Origin of the sequence: Actinoplanes sp. NPDC051513 (assembly GCF_044454685.1) — a bacterium.
Classification (GTDB): Bacteria; Actinomycetota; Actinomycetes; order Mycobacteriales; family Micromonosporaceae; genus Actinoplanes.
Genome location: NZ_JBITDW010000017.1, coordinates 160,693 through 185,845 on the forward strand (window position 1 = coordinate 160,693; position 25,153 = coordinate 185,845).

The 25,153-nt window shown below is 71.6% G+C and carries 21 protein-coding genes; 16 read left to right on the forward strand and 5 right to left on the reverse strand.

Annotated features, from left to right (window positions below):
- The first annotated feature begins 126 nt into the window (after positions 1 to 126).
- The gene (locus tag ACIA5D_RS37290) at positions 127 to 2,418 is read left to right on the forward strand and encodes a beta-glucosidase (RefSeq protein ID WP_396035197.1); all 2,292 of its coding nucleotides are present in this window, start codon (positions 127 to 129) and stop codon (positions 2,416 to 2,418) included.
- 75 nt (positions 2,419 to 2,493) lie between these two features.
- Here ACIA5D_RS37290 and ACIA5D_RS37295 read toward each other — a convergent pair whose 3' ends face one another.
- The 4 genes from ACIA5D_RS37295 to ACIA5D_RS37310 form a co-directional block, all read right to left on the reverse strand.
- Complete coding sequence (locus ACIA5D_RS37295; RefSeq protein ID WP_396035175.1) at positions 2,494 to 2,619, reverse strand: hypothetical protein; 126 nt, start codon at positions 2,617 to 2,619, stop codon at positions 2,494 to 2,496.
- Positions 2,620 to 2,685: 66 nt separating this feature from the next.
- The gene (locus ACIA5D_RS37300) at positions 2,686 to 3,324 is read right to left on the reverse strand and encodes a LysE family translocator (RefSeq protein WP_396035176.1); all 639 of its coding nucleotides are present in this window, start codon (positions 3,322 to 3,324) and stop codon (positions 2,686 to 2,688) included.
- Positions 3,325 to 3,333: 9 nt separating this feature from the next.
- Positions 3,334 to 3,801, reverse strand: coding sequence for an HIT family protein (locus ACIA5D_RS37305; RefSeq protein ID WP_396035177.1), 468 nt, complete (start codon positions 3,799 to 3,801; stop codon positions 3,334 to 3,336).
- Between the two features lie 329 nt (positions 3,802 to 4,130).
- Positions 4,131 to 4,994 (reverse strand): alpha/beta hydrolase family protein, encoded by an 864-nt coding sequence (locus ACIA5D_RS37310; protein ID WP_396035178.1) that lies wholly within the window; start codon positions 4,992 to 4,994, stop codon positions 4,131 to 4,133.
- A gap of 204 nt (positions 4,995 to 5,198) precedes the next feature.
- On the opposite strand from ACIA5D_RS37310, the gene ACIA5D_RS37315 reads away from it, so the two are divergent.
- Positions 5,199 to 7,619, forward strand: coding sequence for a LuxR C-terminal-related transcriptional regulator (locus tag ACIA5D_RS37315; RefSeq protein ID WP_396035179.1), 2,421 nt, complete (start codon positions 5,199 to 5,201; stop codon positions 7,617 to 7,619).
- Here ACIA5D_RS37315 and ACIA5D_RS37320 read toward each other — a convergent pair.
- Complete coding sequence (locus tag ACIA5D_RS37320; protein ID WP_396035180.1) at positions 7,610 to 8,368, reverse strand: LLM class F420-dependent oxidoreductase; 759 nt, start codon at positions 8,366 to 8,368, stop codon at positions 7,610 to 7,612. The two genes, ACIA5D_RS37315 and ACIA5D_RS37320, sit on opposite strands and share 10 nt — an antisense overlap.
- 144 nt (positions 8,369 to 8,512) lie before the next feature.
- Between ACIA5D_RS37320 and ACIA5D_RS37325 the strand changes: the two genes are divergently transcribed.
- From ACIA5D_RS37325 to ACIA5D_RS37390, 14 genes are all read left to right on the forward strand, one after another.
- Positions 8,513 to 9,031, forward strand: a complete 519-nt coding sequence (locus ACIA5D_RS37325) for a GNAT family N-acetyltransferase (RefSeq protein WP_396035181.1) — start codon at positions 8,513 to 8,515, stop codon at positions 9,029 to 9,031.
- 329 nt (positions 9,032 to 9,360) lie between these two features.
- Complete coding sequence (locus ACIA5D_RS37330; protein WP_396035182.1) at positions 9,361 to 10,527, forward strand: substrate-binding domain-containing protein; 1,167 nt, start codon at positions 9,361 to 9,363, stop codon at positions 10,525 to 10,527.
- Entirely contained in the window at positions 10,527 to 12,059 is a 1,533-nt protein-coding gene (locus ACIA5D_RS37335; protein ID WP_396035183.1) for a sugar ABC transporter ATP-binding protein, read from the forward strand. The genes ACIA5D_RS37330 and ACIA5D_RS37335 overlap by 1 nt, the downstream gene beginning before the upstream one ends.
- A complete protein-coding gene (locus tag ACIA5D_RS37340) occupies positions 12,056 to 13,024 on the forward strand; it encodes an ABC transporter permease (protein ID WP_396035184.1) in 969 nt (322 codons plus the stop codon). The genes ACIA5D_RS37335 and ACIA5D_RS37340 overlap by 4 nt, the downstream gene beginning before the upstream one ends.
- Positions 13,021 to 14,067, forward strand: coding sequence for an ABC transporter permease (locus ACIA5D_RS37345; RefSeq protein WP_396035185.1), 1,047 nt, complete (start codon positions 13,021 to 13,023; stop codon positions 14,065 to 14,067). The genes ACIA5D_RS37340 and ACIA5D_RS37345 overlap by 4 nt, the downstream gene beginning before the upstream one ends.
- 32 nt (positions 14,068 to 14,099) lie before the next feature.
- The gene (locus ACIA5D_RS37350) at positions 14,100 to 15,104 is read left to right on the forward strand and encodes a LacI family DNA-binding transcriptional regulator (protein WP_396035198.1); all 1,005 of its coding nucleotides are present in this window, start codon (positions 14,100 to 14,102) and stop codon (positions 15,102 to 15,104) included.
- Complete coding sequence (gene araB / locus ACIA5D_RS37355; RefSeq protein WP_396035186.1) at positions 15,101 to 16,747, forward strand: ribulokinase; 1,647 nt, start codon at positions 15,101 to 15,103, stop codon at positions 16,745 to 16,747. The genes ACIA5D_RS37350 and araB overlap by 4 nt, the downstream gene beginning before the upstream one ends.
- Complete coding sequence (gene araD, locus ACIA5D_RS37360; protein WP_396035187.1) at positions 16,744 to 17,439, forward strand: L-ribulose-5-phosphate 4-epimerase AraD; 696 nt, start codon at positions 16,744 to 16,746, stop codon at positions 17,437 to 17,439. The genes araB and araD overlap by 4 nt, the downstream gene beginning before the upstream one ends.
- Positions 17,440 to 17,441: 2 nt before the next feature.
- On the forward strand, positions 17,442 to 18,950 hold the full coding sequence (araA, locus tag ACIA5D_RS37365) for an L-arabinose isomerase (protein ID WP_396035188.1): 1,509 nt from the start codon (positions 17,442 to 17,444) through the stop codon (positions 18,948 to 18,950).
- A gap of 69 nt (positions 18,951 to 19,019) precedes the next feature.
- Positions 19,020 to 20,015, forward strand: a complete 996-nt coding sequence (locus ACIA5D_RS37370) for a LacI family DNA-binding transcriptional regulator (protein ID WP_396035199.1) — start codon at positions 19,020 to 19,022, stop codon at positions 20,013 to 20,015.
- A 228-nt stretch (positions 20,016 to 20,243) separates the two neighbouring features.
- Complete coding sequence (locus tag ACIA5D_RS37375; RefSeq protein WP_396035189.1) at positions 20,244 to 21,245, forward strand: 5'-3' exonuclease H3TH domain-containing protein; 1,002 nt, start codon at positions 20,244 to 20,246, stop codon at positions 21,243 to 21,245.
- 55 nt (positions 21,246 to 21,300) lie between these two features.
- Complete coding sequence (locus ACIA5D_RS37380; protein WP_396035190.1) at positions 21,301 to 22,371, forward strand: DUF2855 family protein; 1,071 nt, start codon at positions 21,301 to 21,303, stop codon at positions 22,369 to 22,371.
- Positions 22,372 to 22,415: 44 nt separating this feature from the next.
- On the forward strand, positions 22,416 to 24,008 hold the full coding sequence (locus ACIA5D_RS37385) for a beta-N-acetylhexosaminidase (RefSeq protein WP_396035191.1): 1,593 nt from the start codon (positions 22,416 to 22,418) through the stop codon (positions 24,006 to 24,008).
- Positions 24,009 to 24,644: 636 nt separating this feature from the next.
- On the forward strand, positions 24,645 to 25,153 hold a 509-nt coding region (locus ACIA5D_RS37390), incomplete at its 3' end, for a transposase (protein WP_396035200.1).

Consider the following 25,153-nt stretch of genomic DNA (forward strand, 5'->3'; position numbering starts at 1 on the left):
CTGTAAAAGTACTGAAAGTTTCGGAACTTCTTGAGGAGTTACATCGTGACCGCAGAAGATCCCGCCCAGCCGTGGCACAACCTGTCGCTGACCGTGGCGGAGCGTGTCGAGCTTCTGCTGGCCGCGATGACCGTCGAGGAGAAAGTAGCCCAACTCGGCAGCCGATGGGTGGGCAACGATATGCAGGATTCGGGCACAATTGAGTCAAGCTCCGATTCCGAGGCGTTGCCTGAGGAAACCCTGAACGTCGCCCCAATGCAGGACGTCTTCGCCGCATCGGGGACGATTCCGCTCGCCGAGGCGAGCCGCAACGGCCTCGGCCAACTCACCCGGGTGTACGGCAGCGTGCCGCTGACCGCGGCCGAGGGCGCCGCCGAGGTGATCCGCCAGCAGCGGGTCGTCCTCGCCGGCTCGCGCCTGGGCGTGCCCGCGATCGTGCACGAGGAGTGCCTGACCGGGTTCACGTCGTTCGGCGCCACCGTCTACCCGGCCGCGATCGCCTGGGGCGCCACCTTCGACCCCGAGCTCGTCGAGCGGATGGCCGCCGCGATCGGCCGCGACATGGCCGCGCTCGGCATCCACCAGGGCCTGTCCCCCGTGCTCGACGTGGTGCGCGACTACCGCTGGGGCCGGGTCGAGGAGACCATCGGCGAAGATCCGTACCTGGTCGCCCTGCTCGGCGCCGGCTACGTGCGCGGTCTGCAGAGCGCCGGCGTGATCGCCACCCTCAAGCACTTCGCGGGCTACTCGGCGTCCCGGGGCGCCCGCAATCACGGCCCGGTGTCGATGGGCCGCCGCGAGCTGATGGACGTCATCCTCCCGACCTTCGAGACCGCCGTGCGCGAGGCCGGGGTCGGCTCGGTGATGAACTCGTACTCGGATGTCGACGGCGTGCCGGCCGGCGCCGACCCGTGGCTGCTCACCGAGGTCCTGCGCGAGCAGTGGGGCTTCACCGGCACCGTGGTCAGCGACTACTGGGCCGTGCCGTTCCTGGCCACCATGCACCGCATCGCCGCCGGCATGGACGACGCGGGCGTGCAGGCCCTCGCCGCCGGCATCGACGTCGAGCTGCCCGACACGCTGGGCTTCGGCGAGGGCCTGATCGGCAAGGCGCCCGAGGAGCTGATCGACCGGGCCGCCCGCCGCCACCTCACCCAGAAGGTGGAGCTGGGCCTGCTCGACCCGGGCTGGACGCCCGAGGGCTCGGTGGCCGGCGCCGGCGAGGTCGACCTGGACTCCCCGGCCAACCGGGCACTGGCCCGCGAGATGGCCGAGAAGTCGGTGATCCTGCTGGACGCCGGGTCCGCGCTGCCGCTCGACCCGGCGCTGCGGAAGGTGGCGGTCGTGGGGCCGTGCGCCGCCAATCCGCGTACGTTCATGGGCTGCTACGCCTTCCCCAACCACGTCCTGCCCCGCCACCCCGAGCACGGGCTGGGCATCGAGGTGCCCACCGCCGTCGACGCGTTGCGAGCCGAGCTCCCCGGGGCCGACGTGGTCCACGAGCAGGGATGCGCGGTCATCGGCGACGACCGGTCGGGCTTCGCGTCCGCGGTGGCGGCCGCGAAGGACGCCGACGTCTGCGTGGCCATGGTCGGCGACCTGGCCGGTTTGTTCGGCCACGGCACCTCCGGCGAGGGCTGCGACGCCGACGAGCTGCGCCTGCCGGGCCTGCAGGGCGAACTGCTCGAGGAACTGCTCGCGACCGGCACCCCGGTAGTGGTCGTGGTGGTCTCCGGCCGGCCGTACGCGCTGGGCGAGTTCGCCGGCCGGGCCGCCGCGCTGGTCCAGGCGTTCATGCCGGGCGAGGAGGGCGGCGGCGCGATCGCCGGCCTGCTCAGCGGCCGGGTCCAGCCCGGCGCGAAGCTGCCGGTGCAGATCCCGCGCACCCCGGGCGGCCAGCCCGGCACCTACCTGCAGCCGGTGCTCGGCGCCGAGAACAGCGGCGTCAGCAACCTCGACCCCACCCCGCTGTTCCCGTTCGGCCACGGCCGGTCCTACACCACGTTCGAGGTCGACGACCTGCGGATCAGCGACGGTACGGTGCCGACCGACGGCGAGTTCACGGTGACCGTGCGGGTGCGAAACACCGGCGGGCGGGCCGGCGACGAGGTCGTCCAGCTCTACCTGCGCGACGTGGTCGCCCAGGTGACCCGCCCGGTCAAGCAGCTCACCGGGTTCGCCCGGGTGCCGCTCGCGCCGGGCGAGGCCAAGGACGTCCGGTTCCTGGTGCACACCGACCGCACCGCGTTCACGGGCCGCGACCTGCGCCGCATCGTCGAGCCCGGCGAGCTCGAGATCATGGTCGGCTCGTCGGCCGGGGAGCTGCCGTGCCGCGGCACGGTGACGCTCACCGGCGCGATCCGCGAGACCGGCCGCGACCGCGTCCTGATCACGCCGGTCGAGGTGGAGAAGATCTGAGACCCGGGCTTCCCGGCACCGTCCGCCGGGAAGCCCGAACCCAACTCTGCCCTCGCGAGCGCCCGATTTGCCCTTTCAGGCAGCCGTGACGGCGTCGCCGGGGTAGACCGCGCCAAGCTCCTGGAAGATCGCGGAGTTCAGCGCGACGGCCAGCTGCGCCTCGGCCACCAGCGTGTCGAGGCGCTGCGCGAGAACGAGCACTGGCACACCCTCGCCGACCCGGCCGGGCACCCGTTCGACCTGTGCCTGTTCCCCGCGAAGCAGGGATCAGTCTTTGCGGCCGCTCACCGCGAGACCGACGCCGAGCCCGACCATCGTCAGGCCGGCCGCGCCGCCGACCAGATCGAGCCGCCGCGCCGAGCGGGCGAACCAGGCCCGCACGGTGCCGGCCGCCATCCCCCACACCGAGTCCATGACCAGCGCGATCGCCGCGAACGTGGCCCCGAGGACCAGCATCTGGACGTTGGCGTGACCGGCCTGCCGATCGACGAACTGCGGGAGGATCGCCGCGAAGAACACCACGGTCTTCGGATTGGTCACCCCGACCAGAAATCCCTGCATGACCGTACGCCCGCTGGTGAGCGCCCCGGCCTGCGCCGCGAACGCCGCCCGCAGCCCCCGCCGGCGCCGGATCGCCTGAACACCCAGGAAGATCAGGTACGCCGCCCCGGCGAACTTGATGACGGTGTAGACCACCGCGGACGTCTGCACGATCGCGCCCACCCCGAGCGCGACGGCGCCGGCCGCGGTCAGGCTGCCCAGCGCCCCGCCCACCACGGTCTTGAGCGCCACCGCCCGCCCGTACGCCAGGGCGCGGCTCACGGCGAACAGCACGCTGGGCCCCGGGATGACGATCAGCACGAAGGAGGCGAGGACGAACGCGGCGTAGTGCTCGGGCGACGGCATCCGCCCAGGTTAGCGGTTCAGATGCGCCCGCAGCCGGTCCGCGTACGGCCACCGCTGCTCGGCCGGGACGTACTCGGGGCAGGGCAGGCTCCGGTAGAGGTCGTCGCCGTCGTAGCGGGGGTAGACGTGCACGTGGTAGTGCCAGACCTCCTGGTTGCCGGCGGGCTCGTTGTGCTGGCGCACCGACGTGCCGTCGCAGCCGTACGTCTGGCGGATCGCGATCGCCACCTCCCGCACCAGGTCGTGCACGGCGTGCCCGTCGGCGCTCGGCAGGTCGTAGAGGCTCTCGTGGTGGGCGTTGGGCACGACCAGCACGTGGCCGTGGTTGTTGGGCCACCACTTGGGCGGGATGTACGCGGTGGCGAGGGGGCTGCGCTTCACGATGTCGCGCTGAGTGTTGATGCGGTGCTCGTCCTCGCCGCCGGCCACCAGCCGGCACATCGGGCAGATGTAGCCCTCCGGCTCATGATTGAACACGAACACTCCTCCCGCCCGGACTCAGGGCGAGTAGATCAACCAGAGCCGCCCATCGCCACCCCGGTGCGAGACTGACCCCATGCTGATCGTCTGCCGGAGCGGTTACCGCGGGTGGCGGTCTACCCGGCGACGCTGGGCGACGACGGCGGGCTGCTGGCGGATCTGGCGGGGCGGGTCGATGGGATGATCGTGGCCGGTTTCGGCGTGGGGCACGTTCCGGAGGGGTGGCGCCGGTGCTGGAGGAGATCGGGCTGGGTGATCCGGACGCCTGGCCCTGGGCCTGACGCCGCGCCCGGCGTGCGGAACCGCCGGGCGCGACCATCCCAGAATCAGGAGAGCGGGCAGGTGTTGCGGTAGTCGGAGACGTCCAGGCCGGAGGGGCCGGGGCAGATGAACTGGTCGTAACGCGTGTCGTTGTCGACGAAGCGCTTGAGCCAGGCCACCGACAGCCGGCCGGTCAGGGTGTTGACCGACTGCGGGAAGAAGTGGCTCGCGTTGTTCAGCTCCATGTACGCCTTTTCCGAGGCTGACGGAATCGACGTGTAGAACGGAATGGAATGCGAGGCGACCGGCGCGATGGTGTCGGACTCGCCGCCGATGATCAGGGTGGGTACGCGCAGTTCGGACCAGCTCTTGTCCGTGTTCCACGGGGCAAGCGGGACCGCGGCCTGCAGCGACGGGCGGTCGCTGGCGGCTTCGAGGCTGCCGCCGCCGCCCATGGAGTGGCCGGCCACCGCGAGGCGGGACGAATCGACGCGGGTGCGGACGGAGCTCTGGGTGGTCAGGTAGTTCAGCGCGGCCAGGAGCTGGTCGCCGCGCTGGCCGGGCTGGTCGTACAGGGAGTTGGTCTCGATGCCGATCACCACGAAGCCGTGCGAGGCGATACGCGGGCCCAGCCACGAGATGCTCGACCAGGTGGCGGTGAAGCCGGGCGAGATGGCGACCGCGCCGAACGTGCCGTCGCCGGTGGTCGTCGGGTAGTAGATGGTGCCGCCGCCGAAGCCGGTGACCAGCGACGAGACCGAGGTCGTGGAGACGGCGTACGGGCCGCGGACGGCGTCGAGGGCGGAGAGGGTCGGGTCGGGGCCACGCTGGTAGGGGTTGTCGGCGGCGTACGCCGCGGTGGTGGGCGCGGCGGTCAGGACCACGGCCGCGGCGACCGCGGCCAGGAACCTTCTGGTTCTGGTTGTCACCTGGACACTCCCGGGGGATGGGGGATGGATGGCCGTCAGTGTTTGCGGGAACACGGCGGGTACGCATCGGCGAAATCACCGGCCTTCGTTCGCGGGCCGTTAACACGGTGGAAATCGCAGGTCCTGAAAAGTCCCTTCCGTCCGGTCGGGGCGGACCGCAAAGATCGGCCCATGGTTGATGCACCGGCAGTGCAAGAACCTGAGTTGGCGGGACGCGACGAGGCAACCGCCGCGATCGCGAGGCTGCTGCGCGACGGCGGCGCTCTGGTGGTGACCGGGGAACCGGGGTCGGGGCGGTCCAGCCTGCTGCGATGGGCGGCGGCGCGGGCGTTCCCGGCGGTGTGGGTGCCGGGGTACGCGGACGAGATCCGTGTGCAGCGGCTGCTCGCGCGGGAGGCGGCGCTGTACGTCGTGGACGACGCCGACCTGCTCGATCCGTCGTCGTGGCAGCTGATCAAGCGGTTCGCGCGGCGGGTCGCCGGCTTTCCGGTGGGGCTGATCGCCGCGGCACTGCCAGGATCCGCGCCCGGGTTCGCCGGCGGGCTGCCCGTGCTGCCGCTGGGGCCGCTCGACGATCACGCCGCCCAGACGCTGCTGCTGCGGGTCTCGCCCGACATCGCCGACTTCGTTGCCGCGGGGCTCATCCGGCGCTCGGGCGGCAACCCGTCCGCGCTGACCGCCTCGGCCCGCGCGCTCTCCCTGCCGCAGCGACGAGGTCTCGCGCCGCTTCCGCCGGGTCTGCCGCCGGACAGCGTCCTCGGCCAGCGACTTCGGGCGGCGCTCGCGGCGCTGCCCCCGGCGACCCGCTCGTCGCTGCTCCGGCTGTCCATCGACGACCGTGCGCTGCCCGCGTCCACCGGCCTCGAGCCCGCCGAGGCGGCCGGCCTGGTGACGATCTCGCCTTCCGGTGACGTCCGTTTCGTCCCGCCCGTGCTGCGCGAGGTGATCTATCAAGACGCTCCGTCGAGCGCCCGCCGCGAGGCCCACGGAACGCTCGCCCGGGCCCTCGACGGCCTCCCCGCCCTGATCCACCGGGCCGCGGCGACGGCCGGCCCGGATCAAGCGCTTTCCCGCGATCTCGGCGCGGCGGCGGCCGGTGCCGCGCCCGCGCAGGCGGCGGTTGCTTTCCGGTACGCGGCGGCGCTCGCCGACGACCCGGCCGAGCCGCTCCTCTCGGCCGCCCGGTCGTTCTGGCTGGCGGGCCGCCCCGACGAGGTCGTGCCCCTGGTGCAGCGCGTCTCGGCGCATCCCCGGGCGCGCGGCCTGATCGCCGAGATCGGCCTGCGCAGCGACCCGCTCCCCGCCCGTGACGCCCTCCTCGACGTGGCCGCCGAGTTGATCCCGGTCGACACGCCCGGCGCGCTGTCGGCGCTGCTGCTGGCCGGGGAGGCGTGCTGCCGGGCCGGCGATCCGGGCCGCTACGCCGCGCTCGTGTCCCGCCTCGAGATCGTCGACCCTTCGCCGGGGCCGGCCTTGGCCCACCGGCAGGTGCTGGGGCTCGCGGCGCTGCTGAGGGGGCAGCACGACGAGTCCTTCGAGCACTTCCGGGCGGTCCTGGCGCTGGCGCCGCGCGTCGACGATCCGGCACTGCTGGTGGCCGCCGCGATGGCCGGCATCATGGTCGGCCAGGACCGTCGCGGCGCGTCCCTCGCGGCCCGTGCCGCCTCGCTGGCCTTCGCCGCCGGCGCGCACGCCCTGGTCCCCGCCGCCCTGGAGGTCGTCGCCTACGCCGAACTGGCGGGCGGCCGCTACGACGCCGCCACCACCGCGGCGCTCGACGGCGCGGCCGCGGCCCGGCGATCCGGCCGGCTCGACCTGGCCGACTCCCTGCTCGCGCTGCTCGGCGTCCTGGCCGGGCTGGTCGGCGACCGGCCCACCGGCGAGCGCCGCTGCCGGGAGGCCACGGCCCGCCACACCGAGGCCCGCGACCTCACCGGCTGGGCCTACGCCCTGCTCGACCTGGTCGAGGGCCGCCCCTCGTCGGCCGCCGAGCGGCTGGCCGCGATCGTGGCCGCGCCGCCCGGGCGGGGCTCGGCCGTCCTGCGGGTGGCCGTGATCCCCCACCTCGTGGAGGCCGCCGGAGCGGCCTGGACGCTCGACCCGGCGATCGCGATGTTCGACTGCTGGGCGGGCCGCACCGGTGAGGCGCCCTGGCTCGCGATCCGGGCCCGCTGCCGCGCCCTGCGGGCCGACGGCGTGGCGGCCGACGACCACTTCCGCGAAGCGTTGCGCCGGCACGACGCGGGGTTCGCGCGGGCCCACACCGAACTGCTCTACGGCCGCCACCTGCGCCGCCGGCGCCGTCACCTGGAGGCCCGCACGCACCTGCGGCAGGCCGTGGAGACCTTCCACCGGCTCGACGCCGATCCGTGGGCCGCGCAGGCCGCCCGGGAGCTGCGGGCCGCCGGCGAGCGGGCATCGGCCCCGGTGCCGGTGACCTCGGGGCCGCCGCTGACCGCGCAGCAGGAGCGGATCGCCGGGCTGGTCGCCGGCGGCGCGACCAACCGCGAGGTGGCCCAGCAGTTGCAGCTGAGCCCGCGCACGGTCGACCACCACCTGCGCAACGTCTTCGCCCGGCTCGGCGTGCGGTCGCGGACCGAGCTGGCGCGGATCCTCTACGAGTAGTCGTCCCGCCACGCCAGCCAGCGGCGCAGCCCGCCGAGGTCGTAGTCGGGCCCGCGGGCGATCACCGTGAACATGCCGACGCCGCGCCGCAGCAGCTCCGCCCCCACCACCTCGGGATCGCCCTCCACAAAGGACGAGCGCTCGATCTCGCCCGGGTCGCGTCCCAGCTCACGGCAGAAATCGTCGAGCTGACCGGACTTGCGGCTCAGCGCCTCGCCGTCGGCGAAGGTGTGCCAGATCTGCGCGTGCCGCGCCGCCAGCCGCAGCGCCCGCGGCCCGTCCGCCGCCACCAGAATCGGGATCCGCCGGGTGGGCGGTGGGTTCAGCCGGGCGAGGCGACTCTCGATCCGTCGCAGGGCTTCGCCCATTTCCCGTACGCGTTGAGCGGGCGACCCGAACTCGTAGCCGTACTCCGCCGCTTCCCAGTCCCGGAATCCCGCCCCGATCCCGAGAATCAGCCGCCCGCCGCTGATGTGGTCGACGGTGCGGGCCATGTCGGCCAGCAGATCCGGATTGCGATAGGCCACGCAGCTGACCAGTGCCCCGATCTCGGCCCGCCCGGTCGACTCGGCCCAGGCGCCCAGCGTCGTCCAGCATTCGAAATGCTGGCCCGAACGGTCCTTCCCGAGCGGAAAGAAATGGTCCCAGTTGAAAATGGCGTCGACCCCGAGCGCTTCGGCCGCGCTCGCCGCCCGCCGGATCGCGGCGTAGCCGGCCCGCTCGGGCGCAATCTGAATCGCTACTCGCACCACAAATTCCCCCATCGGTCCGCGAACAACCGGTGCGACGATAGCCATTCGCAACGGTCCATGCCGTCGGCCGCTCACCCGATTGTCGACGGGCCTGGCCTCCCGTAATGTCACTGTCACACCAAGCGTGGGTAGCTTGTGGCCGTGCACATTCGTTCCTTCGACTGGGCCGACCACGACGCCGTGATCGCGCTGTGGTGGGCGGCCGGCCGCGAGATCGTGCCCCGCGCCGAGCTCGCCGCGAAACTGACCCGCGACCCCGAGCTGTTCCTGGTCGCTGCGGCGGACGGCGAAGCAGCCGGCGTCGTGATGGGCCGCCTCCGACGGCCGCCGCGGCTGGATCCTCCGGTTGGCGGTGCACCCCGCCGCGCCGGGATCGCGTCGGCCCTGGTGAACGAACTCGAGGGCCGGCTCGCGGCGCTCGGCTGCCCGCGGATCAACCTGCTGGTGATGCCCGACAACACCGACGGGCTGCGCTTCTGGCAGGCACGCGGCTACCTGCCGATGCCGCGATTCATCAAGAGCGTGAGGCTGGGCGGCGAGGCCTGCGCGGCGAGCCGAGGGGCGGCGGCTTTGGTGAGCTCCTGCGCGGGTGCCGGGGTGGCGCGATGCCGGGCACGACGGAAGGCCACCTCGGCGGGAGGGCGCCAGGCGGCAATGTAGTGATGACGGACGATTAGTCGCCTTTCTGAGATCGTTAACAACGCCCGGCCAACAACGATCAACAAGATCAGTTGATCTGAAACCTGCTGGATACACCGTGGACACCCTCCACCACCTCTGGAAACCCTGTCAAGCGGCGGTTTTTCCACGTCAAGCGCTCAGCGGCCCAATGTCACGAACAAGTAACGTCGCTGTAGCTGGACCTTGACAGCGCGTGCGTACGGCAGAGATGTTTGCGTTCACAATTTCGCCCGCCAACAGCGCAACCAGGCGGCGGTCCCACCCGCTCCCCCGGGTTCTTCTCTCACCCAGCGCAAAGGACGATTTGCATGAAGGCACGTCGCAGGATCATCGTCGCGACCTCCGTGGTCGCGACCGCGGCACTTCTCACCGCCTGCAGCACCGGTTCCAACAGCGGCTCGACCAGCGACGACAGCTCGGCGGCGCCGGTCGCCACCGCGCTGGGATCGGCCAACGCCGGCGGTGTCCCCGCGGCCATCACCGCGGCCGGCGGCACCGAGCTTCTCACCGCCGCGAAGCCGGAGGGCGTCTCGGCCCAGTACGGGCCGCTGTGCAAGGGCGCCGACCTGGGCATCGCCAAGATCGACTTCAAGGCCGACACGATCGGCTGGGCCCAGTCGGAGAAGGAGGCCAACCCCTTCCGCATCGCCTCGACCAAGTCGCAGATCGAGGCCGCGAAGGCCAAGGGCTGGAAGCTGCTCACCACGAACGCGCAGTCCAACGTTCAGCAGGAGAACAGCGACATCAAGGGCATGATCGACAAGGGCGCGAAGGCGATCATCTTCTCGCCGATCAACTCGACCGGTCTGGGTGACGCGATCGCGTACGCCAAGACCAAGAAGGTCGCGATGATCCCGGTCGACCGCAACATCACCGGGGTGCAGGGCTGCAAGGACGTCGGCCCGCAGCTGGGCTCGGACTTCGTCGAGCAGGGCCGGCGCGCGGCCGACGCGATGATCACGGCGACCGGCGGCAAGGCCAAGCTGGCCATCCTGCTCGGCGCCTCCGGCGTCAACGTCACCGACGACCGCACGGCCGGCTTCCTCGACCAGCTCAAGGCCAAGAACGCCACCGGCATCGAGGTCATCTTCCAGCAGACCGGCGACTTCACCCGGGAGAAGGGCAAGAGCGTCACCGAGACGCTGCTGCGGGCCCACCCGGACGTCAACGCGATCTACGCCGAGAACGACGAGATGGGCCTGGGCGCCCTCGCAGCGCTCGACGACGCCGGCAAGTCCGGCATCGACAAGGTGCACATCGTCTCGATCGACGGCACCAAGGGCGCCGTTCAGGCCATCGTCGACGGCAACTTCGACGCCGTGATCGAGTCCAACCCGGCATTCGGCCCGGCCGCGCAGGCCGCGCTCGAGGCGTACGTGAACGGCGACGGCGCCCCGGCGGTCACCATCACCACCGACAACCAGTACGACAAGTCCAACGCCGCTGAGGCCCTCAGCTCGGGCAAGGCCTACTGATGACCACGCCGGTGTTGGCAGTCACGTCGGCAAGCAAACGTTTCGCCGGTGTGCGTGCGCTCGAGGACGTCTCGATCGAGCTGCACGCGGGCTCGGTGCACGCGCTGGTCGGCGAGAACGGTGCTGGGAAGTCGACGCTGATCAAGCTGATCACCGGCGTGTATCAGCTGGACAGCGGAACGGTACGGCTGCGGGGCGATGACGTGGCCTTCGCGTCGCCCCGCAGCGCACAACGGGCCGGGATCGCCACCATCTACCAGGAGGTGCATCTCGCGCCGCAGCTCAGCGTCGCCCGAAACTTCTTCCTCGGCCGCGAGCCGACCCGTTTCGGGTCGCTGGACCTGCGGCGGATGACCCGGGAGTCGGCGGAGGCGCTCAAGCGGTACGGGATCGTCGCGGACGTGAAGCGCCCGCTCGGCGAGCTCGGCCTGGGCATCCAGCAGATGGTCGCGATCGCGCGCGCGGTCGAGTCCGACGCGAGCGTCGTGATCATGGACGAGCCGACCAGCTCGCTGGAGCCGCGCGAGGTCGACCTGCTGCTCGAACTGGTCAGTGACCTGAAGAAGCGCGACGTGGCCATCGTCTACGTCTCGCACAAATTGGACGAGGTCTTCCGGGCCTGCGACACCGTCACCGTCCTGCGCGACGGCAAGCTGGTCTCCACCGGCCCCACCAAGGAGCTCACCCGGCGGCAGCTGATCGCCCGGATGCTCGGCCGCGACGCGGCCGAGCTGGACGAGAGCGGCCGGACGAAGCTGCAGAAACGCGAGATAGCCGACGAGGAGCCGATCCTCAGGGCCGAGCACATGAACCGGCGGCTGATCCTCGAGGACGTCTCGGTCGTGGTGCGGCCGGGCGAGGTGGTCGGCCTGGCCGGCCTGCTCGGCTCGGGCCGCAGCGAGACCGCCAAGGCGATCTTCGGCGCGCTGCCGCTGGACTCGGGCGACGTCGAGGTGGGCGGCAAGGCGCTGACCCACCAGACGCCGGCCTCCCGGATCCGGGAGCGGGTGGCGATGCTCCCCGAGGACCGCAAGGCCGAGGGCCTCATCCCGGACATGTCCATCCGGGACAACATCGGACTGGCCGCGCTCCCCCAGCTCACCAAGGGCGGCCTGGTCTCCCGCAAGCGGATCGACGACATCGTCAAGACGTTCATGACCCGCCTGCGGATCAAGGCAGCCGGCCCGCAACAAAGAGTCTCCGAGCTGTCCGGCGGCAACCAGCAGAAGGTCCTGCTGGCCCGGCTGCTCTGCCTGAACCCGCGGGTCCTGCTGCTGGACGAGCCGACCCGGGGCATCGACGTCGGCGCGAAGGCCGAGGTGCAGGCCCTGATCGCCGAGCTGGCCGAGAAGGGGATGGCCGTGGTGCTCATCTCCAGCGAGCTCGAAGAGGTGGTGGAGGGCTCGGACTCGGTCGTGGTGCTGCGCGACGGCGCCCAGCTCGGCCGCCTCGTGGGCGACGACATCACCGAGGACAAGATCATGGACCTGATTGCGGACGCCGCGTCCGAGCAGATCGAGGCCGCCCAATGACGACCCTGGCCGCCACCTTCAAAGACCGCACGGCGGCGACGACGTGGGCCCGCGAGCACGGCGTCTACATCGCCCTCGCGCTGCTGATCCTCTACAACGCGATCGCCACCCCCAACTTCCTCACCGTGGACACCGTGCAGTTGCTGTTCTCGCAGGTGCCGCCGGTGATCATCGTGTCGCTGGGGATGGCGCTGGTGATCGGCACCGGTGGCGTGGACCTGTCGGTCGGCGCCACCATGGCGATCGCCAGCGCGGTCCTCGCCAAGCTCGTCGTCGGCGGCACGCCGATCGGCGTCGCGATGGCCGGCGCGGTCGTGGCCGGCCTGCTGGTCGGCGTCTTCAACGGCATGGTCGTCGCGTTCGCCCGGGTGCAGCCGATCGTCGCCACGCTGGGCGTGCTGGTGGCCGGCCGCGGCATCGCCCTGGTGATCACCGGCGGGGCGCTGGTCGAGCTGTTCGTCCCCTTCTTCAAGGAGGTCCGGCTCGGCAAGTTCCTCGGCGTCCCGTACGTGATGATCGTCGCCGCCCTGCTCGCGGTGGCGGTGTCGTTCCTCGTGCGACGCACGGCCTTCGGCTACCGGCTGCTCGCCATCGGCGGCAACCGGCGCGCAAGCCTGCTCGCCGGCCTCCCGGTGCGCCGCACCCTGATCCTGGTGTACACGATCTCGGGCACGCTCGCCGCGGTGGCCGGCGTGATCGCGACCGCCCGGCTGCGGGCCAGCGACCCGTCCTACATCGGCCTGCTGATGGAGCTCTCCGCGATCACCGCGGTCGTTGTCGGCGGCACGTCGCTGACCGGCGGCCGGGTGCGGATCCTCGGCACGGTCACCGGCGCGATCCTCATCCAGCTCCTCGAAACCACGCTGGTCTCGCACAACGCCCCCGACTCGGTGGCCCGCATGGTCGAGGCGCTGATCATCATCGCCGCCGTCTACATCCAGCGCCCGGCAAGGAGTTCCAGGTGACGCCCGCGACGACAAAAGCGACCAAGCACGCCCCGGTGGCGGTCGCCGCCGACCACGGTGGCCGGGAAGCCGCCCGCGCCCGGGCCCGCGCCCTGACCTCGCTGATCTCGCGCAACGGCGCGGTGGCCGTACTCGTGATCGTGGTCCTGCTCGGAACGCTGCTGGTGCCGAGCTTCGGCAAACCCGACAACCTGCGCAATGTCGCCCTCGCGGCGAGCTTCATCGGGATCATTGCGGCCGGCATGACCTTCGTGATCATCAGCGGCGGCATCGACCTCTCGGTCGGCTCGACCTACGCCCTCGCGGTGATCATCAGCGCCATGTACGCCCCGCGCGGCTCGTTCATCGCGGTCACCTACGCAATGGTCGCGGCCGGGCTGGTCGGACTGGTCCAGGGGCTGATCATCGCGCGGTGGCGGCTGCCCGCGTTCATCGTCACGCTGGCCGGCCTCACCGGTGTCCGCGGGCTGGTCTTCTACATCACCCACGAGGGCAACGACCATCCGCGGATCGAGGAGTTCCGGGTCTTCGAGACCTTCGGCACCGGCTCCCTCGCGACCGTCGGCACCCCGGTCTGGATCATGCTGGCGGTCTTCCTCGTCGGCTGGTGGGCGCTCAATAGGACCCCATTTGGACAGTCCGTTCAGGCAGTGGGCGGCAATCAGAGCGCTGCCGAGCTGATGGGGTTGCCCGTCAAGCGCACGCAGACCATCGTCTACGTCGTGAGCGGCCTGTGTGCCGGCCTCTCCGGCGTCCTCACCACGGCGCTTTCCGGCGGCGGCCAGGAGGCGCGCATCGGTGACGCCTACGAGCTTTCCGCGATCGCGGCCGTGGTGATCGGCGGGACGCTGCTCTCCGGCGGCGTCGGCTCGATGGTCGGCACCCTGGCCGGCGTGCTGCTGCTCTTCGTGATCCAGAACCTGATCGTGCAGGGCGCCAACCTCAACTCGTACGTGCAGCAGGTCGTCTCCGGCGCGTTCCTGCTGGTGGTCGTCATCCTCCAGGCGGTGCTGAGCCGCCGGGCCGGCACGAGCGACATATGATCGCACTCCCCCCGCCGCACCGCGGGCCCGTGATGTCCGATGTCGCGGCCCGCGCCGGCGTCTCGCACCAGACCGTCTCGAGGGTGCTCAACGGGCACCCGCACGTGTCGGCCACCACCCGCACCCGGGTGCTGGCCGCGATCGCCGAGCTCGGCTACCGGCGCAACCTGTCGGCCCGGGTGCTGGCGACCGGCCGGTCCAACGTGATCGGCGTGGTGGCCCAGAACACCACGCTGTACGGACCGTCCAGCATGGTGCAGGCCATCGGCGAGGCGGCGCTCGGCGCCGACCTGTCGCTGACCGTCGGGCACGTGGCGGGGTACGACGCCACCGCCGCGTCCCGCCGGATCGTGGAGCGGCTCGTCCAGCAGGGCGCGGCCGGCCTGGTCTTCATCGCCCCGGTCGACGCGGCCGAGGAGGCGATGCGGCTGGTCCCGGACGGCGTGCCGATCGTGACCGTGGACGGGCTGCCCGAGTGGCAGTGCGCGAACGTGTCGGTCGACCAGTACACCGGCGGTCTGCTCGCCACCCGCCACCTGCTCGAGGCCGGCCACAAGACGGTGTGGCACGTGGCCGGTCCCGAGCCGTGGCACGGCAGCCGCGCCCGCGAGGAGGGCTGGCGGGCGGCCCTCGCCGAGGTGGGGGCGGTCGCGCCGCCGATGGCCCGGGCGGGCTGGTCGGCGGCGTCCGGCTACCAGTGCGGGCGGATGCTCGCGCGGATCCCCGACTGCACGGCGATCTTCGCGGCCAACGATCACGTGGCGCTGGGGATCATGCGCGCCATGGCCGAGCAGGGCCGCCGCATCCCGGACGACGTGAGCCTGGTCGGCTTCGACGACGTGCCCGAGGCCGGCTACTTCAATCCCGGCCTGTCCACCGTGCGGCAGGAGTTCGCCGAGGTGGGCCGGCAGGCGGTACGGCTGCTGCTCGACCAGCTGGCGACCGGCACGAACTCGGCCGAGTCGGCGCTGGTCGAACCGGTCCTCATCCCCCGCGCGACCGTCGCGCCGCCGGCCATCAAGGAGAACCGCGCATGAGCTTCGTCGTAGGCGTCGACTTCGGAACGCTGAGCGGGCGGGCCGTGGTCGTGCGGGTCGGTGACGGCGCCGAGATGGGTTCCGCCGTTCACACGTACGCGAACGGCGTCGTCGACCGGACTTTGAACGACCGGCCGTTGCCGCCGGACTGGGCCTTGCAGGTGCCCTCCGACTACCTGGAGGTTCTGAAGAACGCCGTTCCGGCGGCCGTCGGGAACGCCGGCGTGGATCCGCGCGACGTCATCGGGCTGGCGACCGACTTCACCGCCTGCACCGTCCTGCCGACGCTCGAGGACGGCACCCCGCTCTGCGATCTCGAGCAGTTCAAGGACAATCCCCACGCGTACGTGAAGCTCTGGAAGCACCACGCGGCGCAGCCACAGGCCGACCGCATCACCGAGCTGGCGGCCAAGCGGGGCGAGCCGTGGCTACGCCGCTTCGGGGGCATGATCAGCTCGGAGTGGGAGCTGGCAAAGGCGCTGCAGGTCCTGGAGGACGATCCGCAGGTGTGGGCGGCCACCCGCTACTGGGTGGAGGCGGCCGACTGGATCGTCTGGCGCCTGTCCGGGGTTTATGTCCGTAATGCTTGCACCGCCGGCTACAAGGGCCAGTTCGTCGACGGCCATTACCCGTCAGCCGACTACCTCGGGGGCCTGAATCCGGATTTTTCCGATTTTGCCGAGTCGAAACTTGACGTGCCGATCGGGCAGCTCGGACAAGCCGCCGGGACTCTGACCGCCGAGGCCGCCGCGTGGACCGGCCTGCATACGGGCGTCGTGGTGGCGGTGGGGAACGTCGACGCGCACGTCTCGGCCCCGCCGGCGCAGGCGGTGAACCCCGGTCAGCTCATGATGATCATGGGGACCTCGACCTGCCACGTGATGAGCTCCGACGTGCTCCGCGAGGTCCCCGGCATGTGCGGGGTCGTCGAGGGCGGCATCGTCCCGGGCCTGTGGGGCTACGAGGCGGGCCAGTCCGGCGTCGGCGACATCTTCGGCTGGTTCGTCGAGAACGGCGTGCCGGACTCCTACGGCGGCAGCACCGACGAGAAGCACCGGCGGCTCAGCGAGCTCGCCGCGCGACAGCCCGTGGGCGGGCACGGGCTCATGGCCCTCGATTGGCACTCCGGGAACCGCTCCCCACTGGTCGACCACGAGCTCTCCGGCGTGATCCTCGGCCAGACCCTCGCGACGCGAGCCGAGGACATCTATCGCGCGCTGGTCGAGGCCACCGCGTACGGCACCCGGCTGATCATCGAGACGTTCCGCGACGCGGGCGTGCCGGTCACCGAGCTGATCGTCACCGGCGGCCTGCAGAAGAACCCGCTGATCATGCAGATCTACGCGGACGTCGTCCGGATGCCGATCAACGTGCTCGACTCCGACCAGGGGCCCGCGCTCGGCTCGGCCCTGCACGCGGCGGTGGCGGCGGGGGCGTATCCCGACATCCGGGCGGCGGCCGCGGCGATGGGCCGCGCGATCCGCGACGCCTGGCTGCCGGACGACGCCGACGCCGACCGCTACGACGCGCTGTACGCCGAATACCGCACGCTCGTGGACCACTTCGGGCGGCACGGCAACGACGTCATGCGGCGACTGCGCAAGTTGCGCCGTCAGGCATGGGGCCGGGAGGCCCTGGCATGAGGGATCTGCTGCGCGAGGTCCTCGAGGCCAACAAGCGCATCCCGGCGGCCGGGCTCGCGACCCTCACCTGGGGAAACGTGTCCGGGATCGACCGCGGCGCCGGCGTCTACGTGATCAAGCCGTCCGGCGTGCCGTACCACGAGCTCACCGAGGAGAGCCTGGTCACCGTCGAGATCGAGACCGGCCGGGTCGTCGGCGGGACGCTCAAGCCGTCCGTCGACAGCGAGACCCACCGCCTGCTCTACCAGGCGTTCCCGGCGATCGGCGGGATCACCCACACGCACTCCACCCACGCCGTCGCGTTCGCGCAGGCCGGGCGGGACATCCCGGTCCTCGGCACCACGCACGCCGACAACTTCGACGGGCCCATCCCCTGCGCCCGCGACCTGACCGCGGCCGAGTGCGAGACCGACTACGAGCGCAACACCGGCCTGGCCATCCTCGACGCGCTCGACGGCGACTGCGTGTCGGTGCCGGCCGTGCTCGCCGCCGGGCACGGGCCGTTCACGTGGGGCGCGACCGCCACCGAGTCGCTCGAGACGGCGATCGTCTGCGAGGCGGTCGCCGAGATCGCCCTCCACACGCTCGCCCTCAACCCCGCCGCGACCCCGCCCGAGCACCTGATCCGCCGGCACTACCGACGCAAGCACGGTCCGGACGCCTACTACGGCAATATCTCTGAGCGAGGCTGAGCATGAATCCTTTCGAAGGCCGCGAGATCTGGTTCCTCACCGGCAGCCAGGGCCTCTACGGCGAGGACACGCTCGCCCAGGTCGCGGCGCAGTCGCAGCAGGTGGTCGCGCAGCTCGACGGCTCGCCGGACATCCCGGTCCCGATCGTGTGGCGGCCCGTGCTCACCGACGCGGCCGGCATCCGCGCCGTCATGATCGCCGCCAACGCCGACGACCGCTGCGTCGGGGTGATCGCCTGGATGCACACGTTCTCCCCCGCCAAGATGTGGATCAGCGGGCTCGAGGCGCTGCGCAAGCCGCTGCTGCACCTGCACACGCAGGCGCACCGGGAGCTGCCGTGGGCGACCATCGACATGGACTTCATGAACCTCAACCAGGCCGCGCACGGCGACCGCGAGTTCGGGTACGTGCAGACCCGCCTCGGGGTGGCGCGCACGACCGTGGCGGGGCACGCGTCCGAGCCGCGGACGGCTTCCCGGGTCGGCGAGTGGGTGCGGGCCTCGGCCGCCGTCGCGACCATGCGGTCGCTGCGGCTGGCCCGCTTCGGCGACAACATGCGCGACGTCGCGGTCACCGAGGGCGACAAGGTGGAGGCCGAGCGGCATTTCGGCGTCTCCGTCAACACGTACGGGGTGAACGACCTCGTCGCCGTGGTCGACGCTGTCCCGCCGGCGGAGGTCGACGAGCTCGTCGCCGAGTACTCGGACCTCTACGAGTTGTCGCCGTCGCTGCGCAAGGACGGCGACCGGCACGACTCGCTGCGTTACGGGGCTCAGATCGAGGCCGGGCTGCGGCGGTTCCTCGGCGATGGGGGTTTCGGGGCGTTCACCACGAACTTCGAGGACCTGGGCGGGCTGCGGCAGCTGCCGGGGCTCGCCGTGCAGCGGCTGATGGCCGACGGGTACGGTTTCGGCGGCGAGGGCGACTGGAAGACGTCGATGATGCTCGCCACCCTGAAGGCAGCCGCCCACGGCCTGCCCGGGGGCACCTCGTTCATGGAGGACTACACGTACCACCTCGGGCCCGGCCCGCAGCGCATCCTCGGCGCCCACATGCTCGAGGTGTGCCCGTCGATCGCCGCCGAACGGCCTTCGCTGGAGATCCATCCGTTGTCGATCGGGGGCCGCGAGGACCCCGTACGCCTGAAGTTCTCGGCCGCGCCGGGCCCGGGCGTCGTCGTCGGAATTTGTGACATGGGCGACCGTTTCCGGCTGGTCGGCAACGTGATCACCGTCGTGCCGCCGGACGCCGAGCTCACGGCCCTGCCGGTCGCCTCGGCGGTCTGGGAGCCGGCCCCCGATCTGCCCACCTCGGCCGAGTGCTGGCTGATGGCGGGCGGTCCGCACCACACCGCGCTGAGCACCTCGCTGGGCGTCGCGGTGGTCGAGCAGTTCGCCGAGCTGACCCGTACGGAACTGGTGATGATCGATGCTGCGAGCTCGCCGTCGTCGATCCGCCGGGAGCTGCGCTGGAACGCCGCGTATCAGCTGCTGGCGGGCGGGCTGCGGTGAGGTTATATCCTGCCCGCAACAGGCGGATGCGGGGTGTCGGTGAGCGTGAAGCGCGGACGGCCGCCGGGCATGATGGATGTCGCCCGGCTGGCGGGGGTGTCGCATCAAACCGTCTCGCGTGTGCTCAACGAGCACAAGAACGTGAGCGAGCAGACCCGGCTCAAGGTGCGGGCGGCCATAGCCGAGCTGGGCTATCGGCCCGACCGGGCGGCTCGTGCCCTGGTCACGGGCACGTCGCAGGTGATCGGGGTGGTGGCGCAGAACTCGTCGCTGTTCGGCCCCGCGTCAATGCTGACGGCGTTCGAGGAGGCCGCCCAGGCCAAGGGCTTCGCCGTCAACGTGGGCAGCGTGCGCAGCCTCGACGAGCGCTCGATCACCGAGGCGGTCGACCGTCACCTCGACCAGCGGGTGGCCGGCCTCGTGGTGATCGCGCCGGTGGCCAGCGCCGGCCCCGCCCTCGAGCACCTGCCGGCCGACGTGCCGATCGTGACCATCGACGGCGACCCCGAGCGGTCCAGCACCCTGGTGACCGTCGACCAGGTGGCGGGCGCCCGCGCGGCCACCAGGCGGCTGCTCGACGCCGGGCACCGCACGGTGTGGCACATCTCCGGGCCGTCCGACTGGTTCGACGCGGCCGGCCGGGTGCGCGGCTGGGAAGAGACGCTCACCGAGGCCGGGCTCGAGATCCCGCCCCTGCTGACCGGGGACTGGAGCGCGGCGTCCGGCTACCGCAACGGCCAGCTGCTGGCGCGCCTGCCCGATGTCACCGCGGTCTTCACGGCCAACGACCACATCGCGCTGGGGCTGCTGCGGGCGCTCAACGAGCACGGCCGCCGGGTGCCCGACGACGTCAGCATCATCGGCTTCGACGACGTGCCCGAGGCGGCGTACTTCACGCCGCCGCTGACGACCGTGCGGCCCGACTTCGCGGCGGTGGCCACGGCCACCCTCGAGCTGCTGATGGCCCAGGTCGAGCAGGGCCCGGCCGGCGTCGAGGCCGGCGCGCGGCGCACCATCGCGCCCGAGCTGATCGAGCGCGACAGCGTCGCGCCCGCACGGCCGTAGAATATCGATACAACTCGATCTGGCCGCGTCCAATTTGTCCGTTGAAACGCGCTCGGGCGCACCGTCTTGACACTCGCGCTGTGATCGTTAACATTCGTGGAAACGCCGATGTAATCGACTGGCAACGTTCTTACTTGTGAACGTGAACATCGACATCGTGCGCGCAGACGCCCGCCGGGGCCATCAGGGGAGTGATGGTCCCGGCGGGTCACGCGTAGGCTGTTGCGGGTGCCGCTGCTTTTGGTCCTCGACGGGAACAGCCTTCTGCATCGCGCTTACCATGCGGCCGCCTTCGGCGAGCTCCTGGCGCCCGACGGCTCGCCCGTGTGGGCCCTGCAGGGGCTCGTCGGCTACCTGGCCCGCGCCGCGGCCCACCTGTCCCCCGACGCGGTGATCGTCGGGTTCGACTGCCCGGTCTCGTCGGCCCGGCGGTCGGATTTCCCGCTCTACAAGGCGCAGCGCCCCGACAAGTCCGAGTCGCTGGTCGCCCAGCTCGCCGTGGCGCCGCTGCTTCTCGAGGAATGCGGCGTCTGCACCGTCGTGCCGCCCGCCTACGAGGCCGATGACGTGCTGGCGAGCGCGGCGGGCGCGGCCCGGGCCGCCGGGTGGCAGTCGGTGCTGATGACCAGCGACCGCGACGCGTTCTCGCTGATCGACGCGACCACCTCGGTGCTGCGGGTCCGCAACGGCGGCTACGGCGAGGCGGTCCTGATCGGCGCCGACGACCTGCCCGCCCTCTACGGGGTCACCCCTGCGCAGTACCAGGATTTCGCGGCATTGCGCGGCGACCCTTCCGACAACCTCCCGGGGGTACGCCGTTTCGGCGCGAAGACCGCGCGCCGGCTGCTGGAGTCGTTCGGGACCGTCGAGGCCGCCTGGCAGGCCGATCCGGCCCTGGTGACCGCGGCGGTGGGCGCGCAGGCGGCCACGTTCTTCACCGACCCCTCGTCGCGCGGGATCGTCGAGCGGAACCGGCGGCTGATGAGCCAGCGCGCCGACCTGCCGCTGCCGGCCCTGGCCTCGGCCCGGCTGCCACTGATGTACACGGTGATGCGTCAGGCGCTGCGGGCCCGCGGTATCAATCTCGGGCCCTCATTGTGGTCCCTGGTCGGCGGCGCCGCCCCCTCGCCGGCCCTGATCGAGCAGACGCCGGAACTGCGCCCCTGGGTCTTCCGGGGCGGGCTCTCGGCCCGTCGCGATCCCACGCCGGGTCAGCTCTCGCTGTTCTGAAATTTGCACTCTCAGTGCACTTGTCTCGGCGCGCCCGAATCCCTAGCGTCAGGCCATGGCCGTTTCGAACTGGACCTTCGCCGTCGCCCGCGACGACCTCGCCAGGACCACGCTGACCTCGGGCGAGCTGCCGTCGCCGGCCGAGGGCGAAGCGGTGCTGCGGGTCGACCGGGTCGGCCTGACCGCCAACAACATCACGTACGCGGTGCTGGGCGACGCGATGCGGTACTGGGAGTTCTTCCCGCCCGGGCCGCGCGGCCTCGACCCCTCGTGGGGCCTGCCGCCGCTGTGGGGCTTCGCCGACGTGGTCGCGTCCACCGTCCACGGGGTGATGGAAGGCCAGCGGGTGTACGGCTACCTCCCGCCCGCCGCCTACCTCGTCGTGCGGCCGGAGCGGGTCGACGAGACCGGCTTCCACGACGCGAGCCCGCACCGCGCCTCCCTGCCGTCGCCGTACAACTCGTACCGCGTCACCACCGGCGATCCGGCCTACCGGCACGATCAGGAGGACCTGCTGATCCTGCTGCGGCCGCTGTTCTTCACGTCCTTCATGCTTGCCGACTACCTGATCGACAACGCCTTCTTCGGCGCGTCGGCCCTGGCCGTCTCGTCGGCGTCGTCCAAGACGGCGTACGCCGCGGCCATGGAGCTGCACGGCCGCGGCCCACGCCTGATCGGCCTCACCTCGCCCGCCAACGTCGCGTTCACCCGCTCATTGGGCTGCTACGACGACGTCCTGCCCTACGCCGAGGTCGCCTCGCTGGCCGCCGAGCCCACGGTCTATCTCGACCTGTCGGGCACCCCCGCGACCCGCTCGTCGCTGCGCGAGCACCTCGGCTCGCAGCTGGTCCGCGACGTCGCCGTCGGCCTGACCAACCAGACCCCGAACATCGACGCCGCCGACGAGCTGTTCTTCGCGCCGACCCAGATGCGCAAGCGCCGCCACGACTGGGGCCGCGACGAGCTGGACCGCCGCTTCGCCGAGGCGTGGCGGCGCTTCGCGTCGGCGGTCGCGGGCCACCTCGACGTCCAGGCCGGCACCGGGCCGGAGGCGCTGCGCGACGCCTGGTCCGACGTGCTGGCCGGCCGCGTGCCGCCGGCGGCGGGCCGGGTCGTCCAGATCTGACAACACTCTTCACAGATCGACCTTGTCTTATGTAGCGTCGGGTGATGCGCCTCCCTCTCGCCGCATTGCTCGCGTGTGCGCTGCCGCTGACCGCCGCTCCCGCCCCGGCGTCGGCCGCGCCGCCCGCCGCTCCGGCCCCGGCGCCGGCCGCGCCGCCCGCCGTGACGCTCGGCAGCGTCCTGCCCGCCCCCGTCTCGGTGCGGCCCTCCGGATCGGCCTTCCGGCTCACCGCCGGCACGGTCATCGCCGCGCCGCCCTCGGCCCGCAACGTGGCCGACCGGCTCGCGTCGGCGCTGCGGCCGGCCACCGGCTACCGGCTGCCCATCGTCGGCCACGCCCCGGCCGGCGCGCCGGCGATCGAGCTCTCGCCCGGTGGCGCCGGCACCCAGCTGGGCGCGGAGGGCTACCGGCTCAGCGTGCGGCGCTCGGGCGTGACGCTGCGCGCCAACGGGAACGCCGGCCTCTACGCCGGCGTGCAGACGCTGCGGCAGCTGCTGCCGGCGGCGATCGACGCGGCGAGCCCACAGCACGTGCGATGGACGATGCCGGGCGGCGACATCGTCGACCATCCGCGCTTCGCCTACCGCGGCGCGATGCTCGACGAGGCGCGGCATTTCCACACGCCCGCCGAGATCAAGCGCTACATCGACGAGATCAGCCGGTTCAAAATCAACTACCTGCACCTGCACCTCGCCGACGACCAGGGCTGGCGCATCCAGATCGACTCGTGGCCGCGGCTGACCGAGATCGGCGGCGCGCCCGGCACCGGGGTCGACGGCGTGGGCGGCGGCTACCTGACCAAGGCCGACTACCGGGACTTGGTGCGCTACGCCGCCGACCGGTACGTGACCATCGTCCCCGAGATCGACATGCCCGGGCACGTGAACGCCGCGCAGGTCGCCTATCCGCAGCTGACCTGCGACGGGGTGGCGCCTCCCCCACGCACCGACACCGAGGTCGGGTACAGCTCGCTCTGCATCGGCAAGGAGATAACGTACCGGTTCGTCGAGGACGTGATCCGCGAGCTGGCCGCCATGACACCGGGCCCGTATCTGCACGTCGGCGGCGACGAGGCCCACGCCACCACGCCCGAGGACTACCTGACGTTCGAGCGGCGGGTGCTGCCGCTCGTCGGGAAGTACGGCAAGACCGCGTACGGATGGAACGAGATCGCCCGATCCCCCGCCGCGAGCAACGCGGTCGCCCAGTACTGGGGCCTGGACACATCGGAGCCGACGCTGGCGGCGGCCGTGGCCGGCGGCACCAAGGTGGTCATGTCCCCCGCCAACCTCGCCTATCTCGACATGAAGTACGACCCTTCCACCCCGCTCGGCCTGAGCTGGGCGGCCTACATCGAGGTCCAGGACGCGTACGGCTGGGACCCCGGCGCCCGCCTCACCGACGTCCCCGCGTCGGCCGTGATCGGCGTCGAGGCGCCGCTGTGGTCGGAGACGCTGCGCTCGCTGGACGACATCGAGTTCATGGCGTTCCCCCGGCTGGCCGCGATCGCCGAGCTCGGCTGGTCATCCACCCACGACTGGGAGTCGTTCCGCGCCCGGCTGGGCGCCTACGGCCCACGCTGGGACCGGCAGGGAGTCAATTTCTACCGGTCGCCCCAGATTTCCTGGTCGTCGTAGCGCACTGGACACCTCTTGGGGTGGGGGTCTGTTTCAGCGGGCTTGGTTGTGATGGCCGAGCCAGGATGGGGCCGTGCGGGATGGGGCCGTGCGGGATGGGGCTGTGCGGGGTGGGGCTGTGCGGGGTGGGGCTGTGCGGGGTGGGGCGTGCGGTGTGCCAGGCGCGATTTGCCGGACGTTGGTGCGGTGGGCTGCGCGAGTCTCCGCTGTGGTCGGCGCCGATTTCGCCCGGCCCGTACCACGCCGATGCGATCGGTATTCGCCATCGTCGGTGAAGGCTGTTGAATGGTGTTTCCGCTGCGGAAGAATGACGCGGAACAGCGTTGACAGAATGGCATGAACGGCGGTCGAATTTGCTCGACGCCGCGGGTCGGGTGGTGTGCGGTTTCTGGTCGGCGGAGGCCATCTGTTCGCCCGCGGCCGGCATGGCCTGCTGGGTGGGTGCGGGCTGCGTGACCTGTTCGCCCGCGGCCGGCACGGCCTGCTCGGTGGGCGCGGGCCGCGCGACCTGCCCGACCGCGGCGGGCACCGCCGGGGTAGGCTGCGCGATCGGGTTGCCCACCGGGTGCACCACCGGGCGTGTCAGATGGTTTGTGTACGTGATCAACTTCTGAGTTGAGGAGTACACACGTGACCATGACTGATGATCCACGATCGTCGCGGCCGTCGGCGGGCGAGGTATCGCCGGCGCGGCAGACGGTCAACGACATGATCTCGGCCGGTCTGCTCGATGAGCTGATGGGCCGGGTCGACGCGGAGGGCCTCGCGTTGGCCGGTGACGGCGGGCTGCTGCCCGAGTTGGTCAAAGCCGTCCTCGAGCGGGGTCTGGCGGCCGAGCTGACCGGGCATCTGGGCTATGAGAAAGGCGACCCGGCCGGGCGGGGCAGCCCGAACTCCCGCAACGGGCACAGCGCGAAAACCGTCGCCACCGAGGTCGGCGACGTCGCTCTGGCGGTGCCGCGAGACCGGGCCGGCTCGTTCGAACCGCGGCTGGTGCCCAAGGGTGCCCGCCGGACCGGCGGCCTCGACGAGATGATCATCTCGCTGTATGCGGGCGGGATGACGATCCGCGACATCGGCCACCATCTGCAACGCACCCTCGGGACCGAGCTGTCGCACGACACGATCTCGAAAATCACCGACGC

Coding starts and splice junctions, on each gene's coding strand:
- ACIA5D_RS37290 (WP_396035197.1), top strand. CDS start 127: ATGACCGTCGAGGAGAAAGTAGCCCAACTCGGCAGCCGATGGGTGGGC.
- ACIA5D_RS37300 (WP_396035176.1), bottom strand. CDS start 3,324: ATGCCGTCGCCCGAGCACTACGCCGCGTTCGTCCTCGCCTCCTTCGTG.
- ACIA5D_RS37330 (WP_396035182.1), top strand. CDS start 9,361: ATGAAGGCACGTCGCAGGATCATCGTCGCGACCTCCGTGGTCGCGACC.
- ACIA5D_RS37335 (WP_396035183.1), top strand. CDS start 10,527: ATGACCACGCCGGTGTTGGCAGTCACGTCGGCAAGCAAACGTTTCGCC.
- ACIA5D_RS37340 (WP_396035184.1), top strand. CDS start 12,056: ATGACGACCCTGGCCGCCACCTTCAAAGACCGCACGGCGGCGACGACG.
- ACIA5D_RS37350 (WP_396035198.1), top strand. CDS start 14,100: ATGTCCGATGTCGCGGCCCGCGCCGGCGTCTCGCACCAGACCGTCTCG.
- araB (WP_396035186.1), top strand. CDS start 15,101: ATGAGCTTCGTCGTAGGCGTCGACTTCGGAACGCTGAGCGGGCGGGCC.
- araD (WP_396035187.1), top strand. CDS start 16,744: ATGAGGGATCTGCTGCGCGAGGTCCTCGAGGCCAACAAGCGCATCCCG.
- araA (WP_396035188.1), top strand. CDS start 17,442: ATGAATCCTTTCGAAGGCCGCGAGATCTGGTTCCTCACCGGCAGCCAG.
- ACIA5D_RS37370 (WP_396035199.1), top strand. CDS start 19,020: ATGATGGATGTCGCCCGGCTGGCGGGGGTGTCGCATCAAACCGTCTCG.
- ACIA5D_RS37380 (WP_396035190.1), top strand. CDS start 21,301: ATGGCCGTTTCGAACTGGACCTTCGCCGTCGCCCGCGACGACCTCGCC.
- ACIA5D_RS37385 (WP_396035191.1), top strand. CDS start 22,416: ATGCGCCTCCCTCTCGCCGCATTGCTCGCGTGTGCGCTGCCGCTGACC.